Origin of the sequence: Listeria aquatica, assembly GCF_014223975.1 — a bacterium.
In the GTDB taxonomy this organism is placed as follows: Bacteria; Bacillota; Bacilli; order Lactobacillales; family Listeriaceae; genus Listeria; species Listeria aquatica.
The window spans coordinates 333,751-352,798 of sequence record NZ_JAARRM010000002.1 but is presented as its reverse complement, the minus strand read 5'-3'; the positions used below and the strand labels follow the sequence as shown (position 1 = coordinate 352,798).

The window sequence follows — 19,048 nt, the reverse complement described above, 5'->3', positions numbered from 1 at the left end:
CAAAATTGAGCTCAAAATAATAGGTTCGTCAAAAAATTGTGAAAAAAAACTATAATTTACGTAACTAAGTAACATTGAGCGGACACATATTTCTCTTAAACTGAAAGGTGTAATGGATGTTTATTAAAAGGAGGAAGAAAGATGAAAACAGCCAGATTAACAGTTGTCGGGGTTCTAAGTGCTGCAGCGCTATTTAGTTTCGTAGGGACAGCAAATGCGGCAGGAACTCCACAAACGGCCGCAACGTATTCTTCAAAAGGAGATGTATCATTCACGCTCGATAATAGTAGCGTACCACCACTTGATCCAAGGAATCCGGTCAAGGATAAACCTATTCAGGATAATCCTGACGATCCAGTGAATCCGGGAACAACAGGTCCCCTAACGATTGACCGTGTTTCGAATATCCATTTTGGTGAACAAAAAATTTCAGCTGAAGATGAGACCTATTATGCAAAACCAACTGAGATTATTTTGAATGACGGAACGAGTGCTAGTGCTCCAAACTATATCCAATTGACGGATAAACGAGGAACAGCTGTAGGATGGAAATTGCAAGTGACACAAGAAGAGCAGTTCAAGACACAGGATCAAAAAGCGCTTGAGGGTGCACAAGTTACTTTCACGAATGGTGTTACAAAGAAAGAAACAAGCAATAAAGCTAGCTCGCCTGCAGCACAAACACCTGTTGTTTTTGATAAGTTTGGGCAAGCAAAAACGATTATGACTGCAACTAAAGGTTCAGGGATGGGTACATGGTTTGAAAATTTTGGAGATAGTTCGAACATGGATAAAAGTATCTCGCTTTTCGTTCCAGGTGTCTCAGCTAAAGATCAAGCAGGATACTCGGCAACCTTTACATGGACACTTCTCGATTCACCAGCTTGATGATTTTTAGAAATTAACCGTTAAATCAAGTGAGCTTTATGAGGGCGCTTGATTTATCGGTTAGTTTTATTTGGAGGCAATTTTCACTTTCTTAGAAAGGAAAGCACAATTTAAAAGGAAGCATGTTTTTTATTTCACAAGCAAAGCTTTTTTTGCTAAAATTAACTTTAGAAAGAGAAAAACAAAAAATTGTCAAAAAATGGACACATTTTGAGAGCAAAATTCGCAGTATTGTCAATTTTTTATGAAACATTTTATGATAAAATAAAGTTAATGTTACATGACACCTGTTAATTGTGGTTTGTATTTGCTTCACCAGGCATCTGTACGACTTGCACATTAACAGAAGTCACTATTATCTCATTAAGGCCAGTTGCTCCCATCAAAGCTTCTGGTCTTTTTTTATGACAAAAAAATAGCGGTGACTTGTCATGTGCGAAATAATGAAAAATGGTAAAAGCTAGAATTTGGGAATGAGAGCCTTTTCTATATGATGACGATGAATAAGAGATTTAAGATGGGTATCTAGCAAACACATGTAAAAATAAATATGGGAAATTCGTTTTTTGAGGAAAGTTGTAAAATTTTTGTCACATATTAGTCGGTATTTTACCTTTTAGGATAAAGAGTAAGTTAAAAAACTCGATATAATGAGAACATAGGTTGAAAAAGTTATTGTCAATAAGTTTATGTACTTATTATGAAGCTCTAAAGGAGGAAATAGGATGTATGTATCAAAGAAAAACGTTTTATCTTTTTCTGGAAATAAGGAAATTAATGAAACAGGATTATTTTTAGTTGTAGATGGACACATTATGCAGGAATCAAATGGAACGCTCATTAAAGTTTTAAAACAAGGTAGCGTATTTCATATCGACCCTGTAAAAGAATCTTTCTTTCAGTATTTTTCTCACGGCAAGTGTTTCTTGCTTGAAATAGAAGATGAAAAATATCTAGCAGAAATTTCGGAGAAAAATATCCATCGCTTAGCTGGAGCGCTTGAACGGTATCGTCTTCCGGCAAGACAACGTGTTGAAGCATTAATTTATTAAATTGCTTTAGATGTTGGAGTTGAAAGTGAAGATGAAATTTATATTCCAGTATCTTGTAATCAATCAGAACTGGCGCGCTATAGTAATCTGAGCCGTGAATATTTTGTTAAAATTAAGAATGATTTATTGATGGAGAACATGATTTCCGTTCGAAGTCGCAATTGGGTCTTACTTGAAAAAAGCAACTGGGAAATGCGTCCAAATTGCACGCCGCTTGAAATGTCCGCTGAGGTAGAAGTTTAATTTTGAAAATCAGCTTTTAATCTGTTTAAAAGCTGATTTTTTGGTGGTCTTTTTTTCTTGAATTGTTATTGACAGCTTAAAAACAAAATGAGATTATAGAAAGACTTCGCGTAAAGAAAGTGGGGAATAATGTGCAAATCAAAAGTTATGAAGAAAAGTATTGTGATCAGTTGACAAAGCTGATTTTAGGGGTTCAACAAGATGAATTCGACGTAGCCATTACGCTAGATGATCAGCCAGATTTAACGGACATTCCAGGTCATTATTTTGATGGGAAAGGGCACTTCTGGGTGGCTGTCCAAGATGATGTAGTGATTGGAACAATCGCTGTTTTGTTTTTGGAGAATGGTCATGCTGCGATTCGTAAACTTTTTACGGATGCGAATTTTCGGGGGAAAGAATATCAAACGGGGCAAAAATTATTGGATGCTCTTGAGGCGTTTTGTGCGGAAAATGGGAAAAATGCCATTTATCTAGGCACGACCGATAAATTTAAAGCTGCGCACAGATTTTATGAAAAAAATGGTTACGAAGAAATTAATAAGACAGATTTACCAGCAGACTTCCATATTCTTGCGGTAGATTCGAAGTTTTATCGGAAAAATGTGAAGTAATTAGTGGAGATTGTAAAAAAGGGAAACCTTTATTTACAATCTCTTTTTAAAAGGAATTATTATTGTTTGTGAATTTTTTTACAATTTTATCGATTTAAGCTATACTGGTTTTTGCAAGGGGGAAAAAGAAGGAAAGGGAGAGTCCATTGTACGAACGAAAAGAATTATATGATTTTTTTATGGAACGGACAAGCGAGCTTACAGAAGACTGGTATAACAAGATGGATCACAATCATTTGCACGGGGTTTACGCATCAAATGATAAGGAAGTTATTGGCAGGCTTAAACAGCAAAATTATCAGTTTCATTTATTGTTTTGTCGTTTGTTTCTTGAAAAAGACGAAGATTTTGGAGCGCTTTTTGAAAATTGGTTGGAAGAACTTGCAAGCGATATCGAACATCTTTTGACGCCGATATATGAAATCATTGAACAATTTTTTCGTGTGGAAGACCAGTATTTGGAGTTGATCGAAAAGTTTTATGCAGAAAATGTGGCAGGTGCTGGAAGTGAAGAAGTCAACTACTGGAGCCGAGAAATTACGAAACGGCTTGGGGAAATTGTCATTCGTTTTGTTCGAGAAAATGCTTTGCAGACTGAATTAAAGCTAAATGCAAACAGAGAAACGATTTTGAAATTAAGCTGTCCAGTTATCCCGCTGATGAAGCATTCCGCTTTGCTTCCGGTGATTGGAGATATTGATGAAACACGCACAAAAGTGATTTTGGAACACTCACTTGATGAATGTGCAAAGAAAAAAATCGATCATTTATTTATTGACTTGTCCGGGGTTGCTACCGTTGACAAAATAGCTGTAGAAGAATTGGAGAAACTAATAGATGCGCTTAAACTGGTCGGGGTGGTTTGTACGCTTTCTGGTGTTAGACCCAAAGTAGCTCGAGCTATTATGGAGTACGGGTTTGAGCTTGAAATCATTCAGGTGGAAAGTGTGCTTAGTACGGCGATTGAAGCTAAATTTGCTGCTATATAATGAGTGGAAAAACAGGAAATAAGTGGTTAGGATCTCGAAAAGGTGATTTTTTGAGAAACGCCAAGCTTTTTCCTGTTTTTCTGCTCTTTTTTGTTTGGAAACTTTGTGATATGCTTGTTCAGGTGAACTTAACGAGTCGGAAGGAAGGAAAGAACATGACAAAATTTTTACCACGCGACTTGTGGATTGTGATTGTGGGCATGGTACTTTTATATACCGGTTTATCATTTATTTGGCCGTTTAATATGGTTTACATGACAGGCGAACTTGGAATGTCCGGAACAGATGCTTCGCTTGTCCTTTTGGTAAACTCTTTTGTAGGGATTATTTCAAGTATTATTGGTGGCTTGATTTTTGACCGCTTTTCAGGCTATATCTCGCTTTGGATTGGGACCGTCATTTTAGTTCTTGCGACACTCAGCTTGAGCCTGTTTCACGGTTATCCAACTTTCATTTGGAATTTGTGGTTGGTTGGATTTGCGATGGGAATGGTTTTCTCGGGATTATATGCAGCGGCAGGTCTTACGCATCCAACTGGAGGAAGAACGGGGTTTAATGCGATTTATGTTGCGCAAAATATTGGCGTTGCGGTGGGTCCTTTTTTAGCGGGCTTACTTAGTGGATTTGGAATGGGGAAAGTTTACCTAGGGGCCTTTCTTTTTGCGGTTTTTTATGCGCTTTTCTTTTTCGTATTCTTTCGTAAAATTGATTGGAAATCGGACCATATCGGAAGCGAAACGAAGCACCGTAAACGTGGGATGAAACGAGCACGCCCTACTTTAATTGGTCTTTTTTCGATGATTCTTTTGCTCGCAACTTATTTATTTTGTCAGTTACCACACGTGCAGTGGCAATCCAACCTATCGACTTATATGACAAGCGATGTTGGAATTTCAACAGCGGAATATGGCAAGTTATGGAGCTTAAATGGTGCGTTAATAGTTTTAGGTCAATTTGTGTTGATTCCAATTGTAGCACGCTTTAAGCGACACTTGCACACGCAGATTTTTATCGGCATTTTGCTGTTTGCACTCTCGTTTATTGTTGCCATGAATGCAACTGTTTATAGCGGCTTTGTACTTGGGATGATTTTTCTAACACTTGGGGAGATGTTTGCTTGGCCGGCGATTCCAACGATTGCTTATGCGCTTGCGCCGAAGGGAAGTGCAGGACTATACCAGGGACTTGTAAACGGGATGGCGACAGCTGCACGAATGCTCGCTCCATTTTTAGGAGCAGTTGTTGTAGAAAAATTCGGTGGGATTACAGCCCTTTTTGTGGGCATCTTTATTTTGCTTGGACTGGCTGTTTTGTCAACGATTCTACAAAGGAATTTGCAGCTTCGAGATGAACGAAGTCGAGCTTTGAAAGGGGAAGAGCTAAGTGAAAATTTATGAGAATGCCCGGTTTTATACGATGCAGCAAGAAGGTGATTTTGTTCAAAATGTCCTCGTTCAAAATGGTGTCATCCAAGGGCTTGATGTGAATCCGGATGAGTATCTGGATGCAAAGCGAATAGATTTAGAAGGGAAGACTGTTTTTCCGGGATTTGTGGATTCGCATATTCACTTGCTATGGTACGGGCAGGCGCTTGCCCGGTTGAATTTAAGTGAAACAACATCCAAGCGGGAAGCGTTAGAACTCATTCGGCGTCGGGTTGCTGAACTGGGAGACGCTGCTTGGCTTTTTGTTGAAGGCTATGATGAAAATAAGTGGAGCGATGAGGCGACACTCATCACACGATGGGATCTAGATGAGGTGAGCCAAAACCAGCCGATTCTTGTGCGACGAATTGATTATCATAGTGTGAGTGTGAATTCGGCGCTGATCGATGTTGCTCAACTTGTGCCGCAGGAAGTGCAGGGTGGCGAGATGGTGCTTGATGAATCGGGCGTGTTTACGGGGATTTTGAGAGATAATGCGACTTATCTTGCGACGGACCGCTTTCCGGTTCCGACAAATGAGGAGATTAGTGCATGGTTGAAGCTTGCGGTGCGGGATTTATGGCAAAAGGGCGTGACTGGCGCGCACTCGGAAGATTTACATTATTTTAATGGATTTATGGGGACGCTACAAGCTTTTCGGGATACGTTGTCGGAAGATTTTCCGTTTCGTGCCCAACTTTTGATTCACAATGCCGAGTTTGATGTGTTTGAGCGATCAAACGAGCGGTTTATGGATGGCGATTCTTTCGTTGAGCTCGACAGTATGAAGATTTTTTATGATGGCACGGTTGGATCGAGGACAGCTTATATGTCGGCAGGCTATAAGAATAGTCCAGATGAGCACGGCTTGAAGATTCAAACGGACGAAGAGTTTGAAAGACTTGTAAAGCGTGCACGCAAAGCGGATCTACCAGTTGCTATCCATATTTTGGGTGATGCGGCTTTTTGTGATGTCATTCGGATGCTCAAAAAGTACCCTCCAAAGGCAGGTCAGCACGACCGAATGATTCATACGCCGTGGTTAACAGATGAGTTAATTGAAGAGGCGAAAGGGATGCCACTTTTATTTGATATTCAGCCACAATTTCTTTCAAGTGATTTACCCTGGGCGCTTGATGTGCTAGGCGAAAACTATCCCAAGCGCGCTTTTGCTTGGAAAACACTGCTTGAAAGTGGTTTTAGTTTAGCTGGGGGAAGTGATGCACCAATTGAAATTCCGAACCCGCTTTATGGTATTTACGCCGCGGTGATGCGAACTGCTAACAGCGATTTGACAGGAACACGTTATTTTGAAGCAGAAGCACTAAGTGTATACGAAGCCATTTCACTCTATACAACAGGAAGCGCGAGTGCTAGCTATAAACCGGATTCAAGAGGCAAAATAGCGCCCGGTTTTGCGGCGGATTTTACGGTGCTTGAAACAGATCCATTTAAAACCAAAAAGGAAAATTTGCGTTTGATTAAAGTTGCGAAGACGATTGTAGACGACCAGATAGTCTATTCAAATTCATCGATTCTTTAAAAGAAATGACCTACCAAACTGATTTAGGTTTATGGTAGGTTTTTTCGTCTGGATTTAAGAACATGCCCTAATTTTTCTTGATCATGTTATAATGTATCCAATCCTTTTTGAAATTGCTTAGGAGAGATTGTTTTTTAAGGAGATGATGGGATATGGAAAAGGAGCGTCTTAAAAAGATTTATACACGAAGAAAGTTAAAAGCGAGGAGGAACTTTTATGATTGAATATATTAAACAAGCTGATGAGAGCCACCAAGCACATTTACAAGCGATGTATGAACTGATTAAGCAGGTTTTCCCTGAGGCAGAAGAAAAAATGGCTTACGGAATGCCGACATTTCATGAAAAAGTAAATGCCGTTTATTTCGGTGATAATAAAAAGCATCTTGGTTTTTATCCAACGCCTTCTGTTATTGAAGCTTTTGCTGAAAGATTAGATGGATATAAGTTTTCAAAAGGTGCGGTTCAGTTTCCTTACAATAAGGAACTTCCCAAAGAACTTATTTATGATATGTTGCAATACCGGAAGTCAGAGCTTGCACAAAAATAAGCCCAATGATGAACTTTAATGAATTCGAAAAATGCAAGATTTTGAGAATAGGAAAGTGTGCTAAAAACATCAAAAGGGACTGGGCGGTCAGTTCAAATTAACAAATTTGTTAAAAGGCTAGCGAGGAGCTTCATATAAAAGAAAAAGAGCTGTAAGGAGATACAGCTCTCAAGCATCATGTAAGAGGGTGACTAACTTAGTTGGATAACCTACCAAGCCTGATGGCTCATGGTAGGTTATTTTTATGTTCATTGCTGGCCATAAATAAGCAAAAAAGTGTTCCAAAAAAATGCTAGAAAAATTGAAATGGGCTTAAAAAAGTAGTTCAACAAGTGGACTAATATGTGCTATTCATATAAAAATCAATGGTTTTTTCTAATCCTTTTTCTAATGAGAAATGCGGACGCCAATTTGTTTGTCTTAAAAGTTTAGCAGGGTTTAGCGCATACCGTAAATCATGTCCTAGACGGTCTTCTACATGTTCAATCAAATCAATTGCATTTTCTCCTGTTTTTTTAGAGAGTAGCGTGAGGACTTTGTGAGCAATTTCAAGGTTCGTATATGTGTTTTGAGCACTGACATTGAAGGTCTCGCCTTCGAAAGCAGGTGTAGTGATGATTTTCCAGATGGCGGTACAGTGATCTTCTACGTAAATCCAGTCGCGAACGTTCGAACCGCTTCCGTAAATCGGGATGCGCTTTTTAGCTAGAGCACTTTCGATAATAGTCGGAATAAATTTTTCTTGGTTTTGGAAAGGGCCAAAGTTATTGCTGCAGATTGAAATCGAAACGGGCAACTGATAGGTGTTTTGAAAGGCGAGAACAAGGTGATGGGCGGCTGCCTTGCTGGCTGAATAGATATTTCGTGGTTGAATCGGTGAATTTTCATCAAAACTCCCCGTTGTGATAGAACCAAAGATTTCATCTGTACTAATAAAGTGAAAACGTTTGCCATCTAAATCATCTTTCCATAAATCTCGTGCGGCAGTGAGAAGGTTGTATGTTCCTTCAATATTGCTATGCAAAAAGGGGCGTCCATCATAGGTGCTACGGTCAACGTGTGTTTCAGCGGCGAAGTGAATGATTGTGTCAGGAGCAAAATCTTGGATGGCTTTTGTGGTTAAAGTGGCGTCATAGAGGTCGATTTCAGCAAATTGATAGTTAGGATAGTGATGGAGTTCTTCGTTTATGTGTGTACTGGCGTAGGTTAGCTTATCTAGATTGAAAAACTCGTAGTCTGGATTTGACTGGACATGTTGACGCAGAAACTGGCTTCCGATGAAACCTGAACCGCCTGTAATTAAAATTTTCATGTTGTTCACCCTTTCAGTTAAGAATTTCGTTTAAGATTACTTTTAAGCTATTGTAACTGAATTTGGTAAAGTTGTATAATGAAGTAGAAGTTTTGAATGAAGCGGTGAAGTCTTTTCCTTTGTTCTTGCGGTGGGGTTAGCATATAGCGCCTTTTTTTGTTAATCTAGGGATAAAGGATTTTCAGACGGAAAGGAATCTATTTATGAATCAATCAAAGTATCAAACGATTGCTGAAGAGATACGTACTAAAATTTTAGCGGGGGTCTATCCGCCTGATTCGGCGATTCCGCCAGAACTTCAGTTGCAGAAGGACTATGGCGTGAGTCGTCACACGGTTAGGCAAGCGATTTCTGTGCTTGTTTCGGATGGGTTCTTGCGCAAGGAAAAGGGTTCTGGAACGTATGTCGATGAGCGCTATAAATCACTGAATACTTCTAATAACAAGACAGGTCATAAGACGATAGGTGTTATTACGACGTATTTATCTGACTATATTTTCCCGACGATTATCACGGGAACCGAACGCACACTTCGGAATGAAAATTATTCTTTGCTGCTCGCAAGTACCAACAATGATTATACGGAGGAGCGAGAATGCTTAGAAAAGATGATGGATCACGGGGTTGACGGCTTAATTGTCGAACCAACGAAAAGTGCGCTTTATAATCCAAATCTTGCGCTTTACGTTCGTTTGCGAGAACGGGGGATTCCGCTTGTTATGATTAATGCGGTTTATGAGGAATTAAACGTTCCTTCAATTTGTGTGGATGACGTAAAAGGTGGCTATTTGGGAACGGAGTTTATGATTCAAAATGGGCATCGGAATTTACTTTTCGTGACGAAAACGGATGACTTGCAAGGAAAATATCGCTTGAAAGGGTTCATTGAGGCATGCGAAGAAAATGAAATTCAGTTTTCTGCAAATGATGTGATTACGTATACAACTGAATCATTTGGACAAGTCATTCAAGAGATTGTCGCACGCCTTCAAAAAGGAGATGTGACGGGGATTATTTGTTATAACGACCAAATTGCTAATTTGCTGACAGTTGAACTTGTGGGGCGTGGCTATAAAATTCCAGATGATTTCTCGATTATTGGGAACGATGATTCGGTGCTCAGCCGGATTGGGAGTGTCAAATTGACAACGCTCAGCCACCCCAAAGAACAAATGGGGACGGATGCGGCGAGTTGGATTGTTCGAACGATTGAAACGGGGAAAGCGGAAGAGGATATTCTTTATGAGCCGAAACTAATTGAGCGAGATTCGGTGAAGAAAATATAGAATGATTATAAAAAGCAAAAATGGGTCTAGCATGAACAAACTTGTTCACGCTAGACCCGTTTTTTTATTTATGAGATTTTGCAGCAGCTTGTTGTTCGATTTCTTCAAGCGTATGTCCACGTGTTTCGGGTACACAGAAACGGATGAACAGCACCCCAAGAAAACAAATAATCCCGAAGATGGCAAACACCATTTCTTGTGGCATGGATGCGGTCATGATGGGGAACAGAAGTCCAACAAGGAATGAGCCAATCCAGTTGAAGGAAGAAGCAAGACCAGATGCACGACCGCGAATTGCGAGTGGGAAGATTTCCCCGACGATTACCCAAGTAAGGGGTGCCCACGTACAAGAGTAAAAAGCAACGTAGATGCAAAGAAACACGATGATCAACATTGGATTTGCATCTGTCTTCATAAAGGTGTTTAAGATGGCAGGCAAGATGAAAGATAGCCCCATCACGGTTCCGCCAACGGTTAATAAGGTACGGCGGTTGAATTTATCCGCAATGATAAGGAAGAATAAGGCGCCGAGAACAAGGATGATCCCTTGGATGATTGGCCACATTAGGGCTTCGCTTGCGGCATGTCCGGTTGCTTTTTCCACGATGAGTGGAATGTAGTAGAAAATGGCGTTGGCACCTTGGAATTGCTGGAAGGCTGCGACGCCAATTCCGGCGATGACAAGGTGACGATAGCGACCGGTGAGGAGGGTTCCCCAATTTGTTGTATGCGCCACTTGCTTTTCTTGCTCAGCGGTTTTAAGAATTTGGTCGAGTTCTTTGTCCACTTCTTCGGGTTTACGGATATAGCTCAGTACTTTTTTCGCTTCGTCTAATTTTTTTGATTTAACGAGGAAGCGAGGAGATTCGGGTAGTGCTAGGACGCCAAAGAAGAGGATAAGTGCTGGTAATGCGGCCATGCCAAGCATTAAACGCCATGCCCATTCTTCTGGTAATCCTTTTAAGAGAAAGTCAACGATATAAGATAGTAACATCCCAGAAACAATCATTACTTGGTTAATACCAGATAAGCGGCCCCGAAGTTTAGCGGGCGCCATTTCTGACATGTAAGATGGAACAAGTGCTGATGCAGCACCGACAGCGAGTCCGAGTAAAACACGAACCGCGATTAAGTAGTATTGTCCATTATGTGGGGAGATCCCACAAAGAATGGAACCGATTACAAATATGATAGCAGAAATCAAGATCATTTTGCGACGCCCAAGTTTATCGGAAAGCATCCCAGCCATTGCTCCACCGAAAATCGCGCCAAGCATGACGGAAGAGGTGATCCAACCGATTAGACCAGCGTGTCCAGCTAGGTTCCAGTCGTTCTGTAAAAATGGTAATGCTCCTGTCATAACCCCGATGTCATAACCAAAAAGGATTCCCCCGAATGCTCCAAAGAAGTAAATGAATGAAGCGGAGATTTTCTTTTCTTTTTTCATTTTTTGCCAACCCCTTATTTTTGAGAATAGATTTGCAATAATTCGACCAGTATTTCTGTAAGCGCTTTTATTGTACAATATTTGTACGTACATAACAAGGCTTTTTTGATATTTTTTTCATTTTTGGTTGACATGTACGGACAAAAAAGTTAAATTAAGAATGTAAGCGCTACACATAAGCGATGATTTGATCACATGTTTTTAGGGAGGTTTTTCCGATTAAAACGACAGAAGAAGTAAAAGCTCAAGAAATGTTGGATGTAATAGACAACCGTACATCTTTAGGGATTGAATTTGGTTCGACTCGAATTAAAGCCGTGTTGATTGATTCAAAATTTAAACCTATCGCTTCCGGTAGCTATGAATGGGAAAATCAATTGGAAAATGGAATTTGGACGTATTCTCTAGATGATATTTGGAAGGGCTTACGCATGAGTTATCGAAAGCTCGCTTCTGAGGTGTTTGAAAAATATGGTGAAACGCTTCGATCGGTCGGTTCAATAGGATTTAGCGCAATGATGCATGGTTATATGGCTTTTAATCAAGAAGGACAATTACTCGTTCCTTTTAGAACTTGGCGAAATTCAATTACAGAAGAAGCTGAAAAAAAATTAACGCAAGCTTTTGAATATAATATTCCCCAGCGCTGGAGTATTGCTCATTTGTATCAGGCGATTTTGAATCAAGAAGCACACGTTGAACAAGTGGATTTTTTGACAACGCTCGCAGGATACGTGCACTGGCAGTTAACGGGCGAAAAAGTGATTGGAATTGGAGATGCTTCTGGCATGTTTCCAATTGATCTTGAGACAAAAAACTACCATCCGAAAAAGGTTGAATTATTTGATTCACTTGCAAAAGAATCAGGCATCTCACTTTCACTTAAAAAAATTCTACCTAAAGTTTTGCTAGCAGGAGAGCAAGCTGGAAAACTCACACAGGAAGGCGCCTATCTGCTCGATCCCACTGGAAATCTTGAAAAAGGGATTCCGTTTTGCCCTCCAGAAGGCGATGCCGGAACGGGGATGGTTGCGACGAATAGTGTGGCGAAGCGAACGGGAAATATATCCGTTGGCACATCGGCGTTTGCGATGATCGTGCTTTCTGAGGAATTAAAAAAAGTACATCCAGAAATTGACATGGTGACAACGCCATCCGGGGATTTAGTGGGGATGGTTCACACGAACAATTGCTCTTCGGACATTAATGCTTGGATGAAACTTTTTCAAGAAATGACAGAGGCGCTTGGCCTTGAAGTGCGTACGGAGCGACTATTTTCCGTGCTGTTTAAAGAAGCGCTTAAAGGCGATCCGGATTGTGGTGGGCTCCTTTCTTATGGCTACTATTCTGGTGAAAATATTACAGGAGTGAATGAAGGAAGACCTCTTTTTGTTCGCTCGCCAGAAAGCAAATTTAACTTGGCGAATTTTATGCGTGTTCATTTAGCAAGTGCGTTTGGAGCGATGCGTATCGGCCTAGATATCTTAAAAGAAGAGAACGTTCAAATTGATAAACTTGTCGGGCACGGTGGGATTTTCAAAACGCCAGAAGTTGGGCAACGAATTTTAGCAGCTGCGATGGAGGCTCCTGTTACGGTTATGGAAACAGCGAGTGAAGGCGGCGCTTGGGGAATTGCCCTTCTTGCTGCCTATTTAGAAAGTGGCGATGCGGATTTAAGCGACTTCCTTGAGCAAAAGGTGTTTGGCGAAGATGAAGGTGTAACGATTGCGCCAACAGAAGTAGACATGGAAGGATATCGTGTGTTCATGGAACGCTACCAGGAAGGAATCGAAATTGAAAAAATGGCCATCCAGAAATTGATTTAAGAAATGGGGAATGTGAAATGCTAGAACATTTGAAAGAAGAGGTTTTTCGAGCCAATCTAGAACTGCCAGAACGGGGCTTGATTCAATACACTTGGGGAAATGTTAGTGCATTTGATCCGGAGTCGGGTTACTTTGTTATCAAGCCAAGTGGGGTGAGCTACGAAGAAATGAAAGCTTCGGATATGGTTGTCGTTGATCTCGAAAATCACGTGATCGAAGGTGAATTAGATCCTTCTTCAGATACGCCGACACATGCAGTGCTGTATCAAACTTTTCCTGGCTTAGGGGGAATCGTACACACGCACTCACCTTGGGCAACTATTTGGGCGCAGGCTGGTCAAGAAGTTCCTGCGATGGGGACAACACATGCAGATACATTTTACGGAACAGTTCCATGCGCGCGTTTTCTGTCACAAAAAGAAATTGATGCAGGTTATGAGCACGAGACAGGAAATGTCATTGTGGAAACTTTTCAAGAACGAAATATCAAGCCGCTTGATGTACCGGGTGTACTTTTACATGGACATGGACCGTTTACTTGGGGAAAAGATGCGGCGAGTGCAGTCATGAATGCAGTCGTTTTGGAAGAGGTTTGTCGGATGAATTTCTATACGCGTCAGTTGAATAGTTATGCGGAAGAATTGCCAAAGCGCATTCTAGATAAACATTACTTAAGAAAACATGGTAAAGATGCTTATTATGGACAAGGAAAATAAAAGGAGCTGAAACAAATGATGAAATTAGCGGAAAAAGAATTTTGGTTTGTTGTAGGATCACAACACTTGTACGGAGAAGAAGCGTTGCGCAGTGTAAAAAAAGATGCAGAGGAAATGGTTGAGGCCTTAAATAATAGCGGGAAAATGCCTTACCCAATTGTCTTAAAAGAACTTGCAGTAACGGCCGACACGATTACGAACATCATGAAAGAAGTGAATTACCGGGATGAAGTGGCAGGTGTAATTACTTGGATGCATACTTTTTCACCAGCGAAAATGTGGATTCGTGGCACGAAATTGTTGCAAAAACCTTTGCTTCACTTAGCTACACAATTTAATGAAAGCATTCCGTGGAAAACGATTGATATGGATTTCATGAATTTAAATCAATCCGCACATGGCGACCGCGAATATGGGTTCATTAATGCGAGACTGGACAAACGAAACAAAATTGTTGTTGGTTACTGGAATTCAGAACCTGTGATGAAACAAGTAGCCGACTGGATGGACGTTGCCGCTTCTTACAATGAAAGTTTTGCAATCAAAGTGGCTCGCTTCGGGGATAACATGCGAAATGTAGGTGTGACAGAAGGCGACAAAGTAGAGGCGCAAATTCAATTTGGATGGGTTGTTGATTATTTTGGCATCGGAGAACTCGTTCAAGTGGTGGATGCGGTTACGGATGCAGAAGTGGATGCGCTATTTGAAGAGTACCGGAAGCTTTATGAGTTTGATTATGGCGATTATGAACAGTCTAAGTGGGAAGCACATGTGAAAGTCCAAGCGCGTCAGGAAATTGGCATTCGGCGCTTCTTAGAGGAAGGTGGATATAATGCCTTCACATCGAACTTTGAAGATCTATACGGCATGCAGCAGCTTCCAGGTCTTGCGGTGCAACGTTTAATGGCAGATGGCTACGGTTTTGCTGGGGAAGGAGACTGGAAAACGGCGGCGATTGACCGGTTGATGAAAGTGATGGCTCATAACGAAAATACTGGATTTATGGAAGATTATACGTACGAGCTAGCGGCAGGGAAGGAAGCGATTTTGGAATCCCATATGATGGAAGTGGATCCAACGCTTGCAGTGAACAAGCCGAAAATTGTTGTTTCGCCACTTTCGATGGGAGACCGTGAAGATCCGGCAAGACTTGTTTTTGACGGGAAAGCAGGGGAAGGCGTAGTCGTCTCGATGGCGGACTTTGGCACGCATTATAAGCTTTTGATCAATGAAGTGACGGCGTTTGAGCCAACAGAACCCGCGCCGAATTTACCAGTAGCACGTGTTTTATGGGAAGTGAAACCAGGCTTCCATGAAGGAGTTCATGCATGGATTGAAGCTGGCGGAGGCCACCACACGGTTGTATCGCTGAACTTAACGACGGATCAAATTTTGACTTGGGCGAAGTTAGTAGACCTTGAAACAGTGGTTATTAAATGATAAGTGGGGCGGTGGCGTAGCCACCGCCTAATTTTGACTGGTAGGAGGGAGAGAGATGGAAAAGCAACACTTCGGGTTCTTGCCAAATGGTCGTGAAGTGTATTTGTATTCGTTTGAAAATAAATCTCGGATGAAGCTTGTCGTTAGTAATTTAGGGGCGGTAATCACGAATTTGTGGGTTCGGGACGGCTCTAAGAGGTTACGGGATGTGGTGCTTGGGTATCCGGATTTTGATGGATATGTGACAAATGTAGATAAGTTTGGAGCGACGATTGGGCGGAGCGCGAACCGAATTGTTGGGGCTCGATTTGGGCTTTCGGGGAAGTCGTATTTGCTGCAAGCGAATGAAGGGGAAAACAGTTTGCACAGTGGACCAAATGGCTATGAGTTTCGGTGTTTTGATGTTGCGGAACTGGATGAGGCGAACAATCGAATTGTTTTTCAGTTGATTAGTCCAGATGGGGATCAGGGTTTTCCGGGCACTTTGAAGTTTGTCGTGACGTATCAATTGCTTGAGAATAATACGGTGCGAATATCTTATCGTGGCAAAAGCGACCAGACGACGGTTTTTAATCCAACGAATCACAGTTATTTTAATTTGAATGGGCATGCAAGTGGTCAAATTCATAAACATTGGCTACAAATTGAGGCTGCACATTATACACCGGTTGCAAAACGTGACTTGATTCCAACGGGGGAAGTGGTTCCTGTCGCTCATACGCCGATGGATTTTCGGACGATGCGAGAAATTGGGACGATTCCAGAGTTTGAACAATTGATACAAGCGGGCGGCTACGATCATAATTATGCGCTCGATAAAGCGAAGGATGTTTTTGCAAAAGTAGCAAGCGTTAAAGGAGACGAAAGTGGGATTTTGATGGAAGTAGCCACTAATTTACCTGGATTGCAACTTTATACGGGAAATGGTTTGGATGGTGTTTGTGGCAAAGAAAAGGCGACTTATGAAAAAAATGCTGCTCTTTGTCTCGAAACACAATTTTATCCAAATGCGGTGAATCAAGCGAATTTTGCAAGTCCAATCTTGGAAAAAGGGGAAACTGTAAATTATGTCACGACATTTCGGTTTAGCCAAGCTGACTGAGTTGGAAAAGCGGAACACGAGTAAGAATTTCTTGCTCGTGTTCTGCTTTTTATAAGAGGAATTAATTTTTTTAAAGGAGGCTTGCGGGTTCTAGAAAATCAGTAAAAGTATTCAATATTTTAGAAAAACGTGGCATTACCTACCTGATTTAGGGTAGTGGAGTTTTTGTTCGGCGCAAAAAAAGACTCCTCAGTAAGAAGAGTCTTGTCTTTTTAAAAAGCCTTCAAAAAGATGCCTTCCAGAATTTAGCTCAAGTTTCCGGAAAAATAAAATAAATTTGCTATAATCTTCAAGGGAAAAGTCTGCTTTCCCCGTTTGGATTTGAACATCCATAAATTCAATCGCTGCTGTATAAACGGCGTGGTAATTTGTATACACATCTTTAAAACTCGTATTCATGTCACGCCGATCTTCTCCAATTTCTTCAAAAACCGGAACTGCGCAAGACCCTTTGCGAATGTTCTCAAATGCTGTTAGAAATAAAGCGAGTGTTTCTTTGCGCTGGGCATCTAAAAAGCCATCGACATTTTTACGCAATTCGTATTCATCCGATTTTACATAATAAGTAGATAACCAGTAATCGATGAGCGGTTCAATATGGCTCTCAAGATAATTGATTATTTGTTTCAAATGATGCCCCTCCTTTACCTTCCAGTCTAGCATTAGTATAACATGGATTAGTACTTGATTAGAACTAAAAAAATGGGGTATAAGCATAAAAAATGAAGGAAGAAGTGATGCGGATGTTTCTAAAAGCAACTGCAAAATTTAAAAAATAGGAAGCTAGCGGAGAACAAACTCGACAACGCTAGCTTCCTGTTTTTTATTTATCTTTTTTTAAAACGATGCTCTTATAAAGCCAAACGGTGATGAAGTAGTAAATGCCATAAATCGCTAAGAATAGTAAAACCGGAATAAAGAAACGGTAATACGGATCTATAAGCAAGAAGCCAAACATTTTCATCCCGATTGCAACATGAACAAAGCCGATAATGCCTGGGAAAAGGAAAATAAGAAACATTTCTTTTTGGATGGACTGAACCAGAAGTTTCCGTTTTACGCCAATTTTTTCAAGCATTTGATAGCGTCTGATGTCTTGTGTTGCTCCTGTCAAAATCTTGAACATAAGCGAGCTTGCCATCATTGTTAGGAAAGCAAAACCGAGGAAGAATCCCATGAAGACAGTCCCGTTTGCGAAAATTTTGTACTGCGCATATGAGGCATATTTGCTCATCACTTGAGCATCTTCTCCGTGGCGGTCTTTTTCAAGTTGATCCAGCTTTTTAAGGGGATCTAAGCTGTTTTCAAAGTCAGGTACTTTTCCGATGAAAAGCGTATTTTCTTTGAGATTTTGAGTAGCGAATGCCATATTATCGACAAACTTGATTTGGCGAGTGCCAATAAATGAATCTGGAACGGAAAATTGAATAAAGTTGTTCCAAGCAGTACTCTCGTTTCTTGGTGCTTCTTTCAAACGATAAGTTTTTGATTTTTCAGTGGCCGAAAAGCTAGTTGTAAGTGGCGGATTCTGTTTCAACTCTTGGGTGTTGAAGTAAATCGTTTTGCTGTCTGTTTTAAAGTGGTAGCTGAAATCTTCGTTAAAATCCATGGAGCGGATCACTTTTTGCTCTGCTTTTGTCGGATTTGCTAGCACAACGTCATAAGGGGACATTTTTTCTGCAAGAAGAACGCCGTTATTTTGGAAAGCGAAACCAACCGCAATGGCTCCCATTCCAAGTGCGATGAGCATCGCTACTGTCGCAAGAACGCGTGAGAGTTGGCTGATTCGGAAGCTTAACTGGGCGTAAGTGAATGAATTAAGCCGCTTGCTTTTCTTTATTTGTTTGTCACGCATTTTTTGAATAATGAGTGGCAGGAATGTCGCAAAAAACAAGTAAGTTCCAAAGGTGATGGTAAAGAGCGCAACGATGATGCCCATAAATTGGGTAGTTTCGATGTCGATCATTGCGTAATAGCCGATTGCGAGTAAAATAATCGAGAGAATTGCTTTAAAAACAATTGCTTTCTTGCGAATGACAATGCGTTCTGCTTTTGAATCGGCGTGAATCAAATTTAAAATGGAAACATTTGATAGTCGGAATAAGTTGAACAAAGCGGCTAACAAGAACAAAATGGCAAAGAAAATGATAGTGACAACCATGGATGGCACGTAAAATGGTGCATAAGTAGTTGAAGTGAATTCTAGCTGTTTCATAAGAAGATTGCCGACAACGGAAGCGAGCACAGTTCCAAGAATGAGCCCGATGACAAGGGAACAAAATCCGATAAACATCGTTTCAATGAACATGATAAGCGAGATTTTGCGTTTTTTTGCACCGAGTGTCATGTACATTCCGAATTCTTGTTGGCGTAAAGAAAATAGAAAAGAAGTTGCGTACATCGTATAGGCTACTGTAATAATTGCAAGTAAGATTGAACCGGCATGGAAAACGAAGCCAACAGCCGAAATCATCGAGTTTTCATCAATAAAGGAAGAATTTAAGGCTAGTGTTTCGAACATGTAAAATATTGAAATGGCCATTACAAGACCAATAAGAAGGACGATATAGTCTTTGAGACGCGTTTTAATACTTGAGAGAGCAAGTTTTAACAGCAT

At 40.8% G+C, this 19,048-nt stretch carries 16 protein-coding genes; 12 read left to right on the top strand and 4 right to left on the bottom strand.

The annotated features are described in order from the left end of the window. Nucleotides 1–141 precede the first annotated feature (141 nt). The 7 genes from HB912_RS07595 (at nucleotide 142) to HB912_RS07565 (ending at nucleotide 7,302) form a co-directional block, all read left to right on the top strand. Nucleotides 142–888: a WxL domain-containing protein gene (locus tag HB912_RS07595; RefSeq protein ID WP_185373476.1), complete on the top strand. Its 747-nt coding sequence runs from the start codon at nucleotides 142–144 to the stop codon at nucleotides 886–888. A 725-nt stretch (nucleotides 889–1,613) separates the two neighbouring features. Beyond that, the gene (locus HB912_RS07590) at nucleotides 1,614–1,940 is read left to right on the top strand and encodes a hypothetical protein (RefSeq protein ID WP_185373474.1); all 327 of its coding nucleotides are present in this window, start codon (nucleotides 1,614–1,616) and stop codon (nucleotides 1,938–1,940) included. A gap of 374 nt (nucleotides 1,941–2,314) precedes the next feature. After that, nucleotides 2,315–2,797 carry a GNAT family N-acetyltransferase gene (locus HB912_RS07585; protein ID WP_185373472.1) on the top strand — a complete coding sequence of 161 codons (483 nt, stop codon included), beginning with the start codon at nucleotides 2,315–2,317 and terminating at the stop codon, nucleotides 2,795–2,797. Nucleotides 2,798–2,943: 146 nt separating this feature from the next. Further along, entirely contained in the window at nucleotides 2,944–3,786 is an 843-nt protein-coding gene (locus HB912_RS07580; RefSeq protein WP_185373470.1) for an STAS domain-containing protein, read from the top strand. Between the two features lie 155 nt (nucleotides 3,787–3,941). After that, on the top strand, nucleotides 3,942–5,183 hold the full coding sequence (locus tag HB912_RS07575) for an MDR family MFS transporter (RefSeq protein ID WP_185373468.1): 1,242 nt from the start codon (nucleotides 3,942–3,944) through the stop codon (nucleotides 5,181–5,183). After that, nucleotides 5,170–6,753, top strand: a complete 1,584-nt coding sequence (locus tag HB912_RS07570; protein ID WP_185373466.1) for an amidohydrolase family protein — start codon at nucleotides 5,170–5,172, stop codon at nucleotides 6,751–6,753. The genes HB912_RS07575 and HB912_RS07570 overlap by 14 nt, the downstream gene beginning before the upstream one ends. Nucleotides 6,754–6,969: 216 nt before the next feature. After that, nucleotides 6,970–7,302 (top strand): iron chaperone, encoded by a 333-nt coding sequence (locus HB912_RS07565; protein ID WP_185373464.1) that lies wholly within the window; start codon nucleotides 6,970–6,972, stop codon nucleotides 7,300–7,302. A gap of 337 nt (nucleotides 7,303–7,639) precedes the next feature. On the opposite strand, the gene rfbB is transcribed toward HB912_RS07565, so the two are convergent. Further along, nucleotides 7,640–8,614, bottom strand: coding sequence for a dTDP-glucose 4,6-dehydratase (rfbB, locus tag HB912_RS07560; protein ID WP_221635665.1), 975 nt, complete (start codon nucleotides 8,612–8,614; stop codon nucleotides 7,640–7,642). Nucleotides 8,615–8,817: 203 nt separating this feature from the next. Between rfbB and HB912_RS07555 the strand changes: the two genes are divergently transcribed. Next, a complete protein-coding gene (locus tag HB912_RS07555; protein WP_185373460.1) occupies nucleotides 8,818–9,900 on the top strand; it encodes a GntR family transcriptional regulator in 1,083 nt (360 codons plus the stop codon). 64 nt (nucleotides 9,901–9,964) lie between these two features. On the opposite strand, the gene HB912_RS07550 is transcribed toward HB912_RS07555, so the two are convergent. Continuing rightward, the gene (locus HB912_RS07550; protein ID WP_185373458.1) at nucleotides 9,965–11,347 is read right to left on the bottom strand and encodes a sugar porter family MFS transporter; all 1,383 of its coding nucleotides are present in this window, start codon (nucleotides 11,345–11,347) and stop codon (nucleotides 9,965–9,967) included. Between the two features lie 251 nt (nucleotides 11,348–11,598). Here HB912_RS07550 and HB912_RS07545 point away from each other — a divergent pair, with 251 nt between their 5' ends. From HB912_RS07545 to HB912_RS07530, 4 genes are read left to right on the top strand one after another with little or no spacing between them, the layout of a single operon-like run. Then, nucleotides 11,599–13,173, top strand: coding sequence for a xylulokinase (locus HB912_RS07545; RefSeq protein WP_185373456.1), 1,575 nt, complete (start codon nucleotides 11,599–11,601; stop codon nucleotides 13,171–13,173). Nucleotides 13,174–13,190: 17 nt separating this feature from the next. Then, nucleotides 13,191–13,889 (top strand): L-ribulose-5-phosphate 4-epimerase, encoded by a 699-nt coding sequence (locus HB912_RS07540; RefSeq protein ID WP_185373454.1) that lies wholly within the window; start codon nucleotides 13,191–13,193, stop codon nucleotides 13,887–13,889. 15 nt (nucleotides 13,890–13,904) lie between these two features. Then, complete coding sequence (gene araA, locus HB912_RS07535) at nucleotides 13,905–15,329, top strand: L-arabinose isomerase (RefSeq protein WP_185373452.1); 1,425 nt, start codon at nucleotides 13,905–13,907, stop codon at nucleotides 15,327–15,329. Nucleotides 15,330–15,384: 55 nt separating this feature from the next. Further along, complete coding sequence (locus tag HB912_RS07530) at nucleotides 15,385–16,431, top strand: aldose epimerase family protein (RefSeq protein ID WP_185373450.1); 1,047 nt, start codon at nucleotides 15,385–15,387, stop codon at nucleotides 16,429–16,431. A 189-nt stretch (nucleotides 16,432–16,620) separates the two neighbouring features. On the opposite strand, the gene HB912_RS07525 is transcribed toward HB912_RS07530, so the two are convergent. Together HB912_RS07525 and HB912_RS07520 are read right to left on the bottom strand one after the other, a co-directional pair. Further along, nucleotides 16,621–17,061 carry a hypothetical protein gene (locus HB912_RS07525; protein WP_185373448.1) on the bottom strand — a complete coding sequence of 147 codons (441 nt, stop codon included), beginning with the start codon at nucleotides 17,059–17,061 and terminating at the stop codon, nucleotides 16,621–16,623. Between the two features lie 193 nt (nucleotides 17,062–17,254). Beyond that, the gene (locus tag HB912_RS07520; RefSeq protein WP_185373447.1) at nucleotides 17,255–19,048 is read right to left on the bottom strand and encodes an ABC transporter permease; all 1,794 of its coding nucleotides are present in this window, start codon (nucleotides 19,046–19,048) and stop codon (nucleotides 17,255–17,257) included.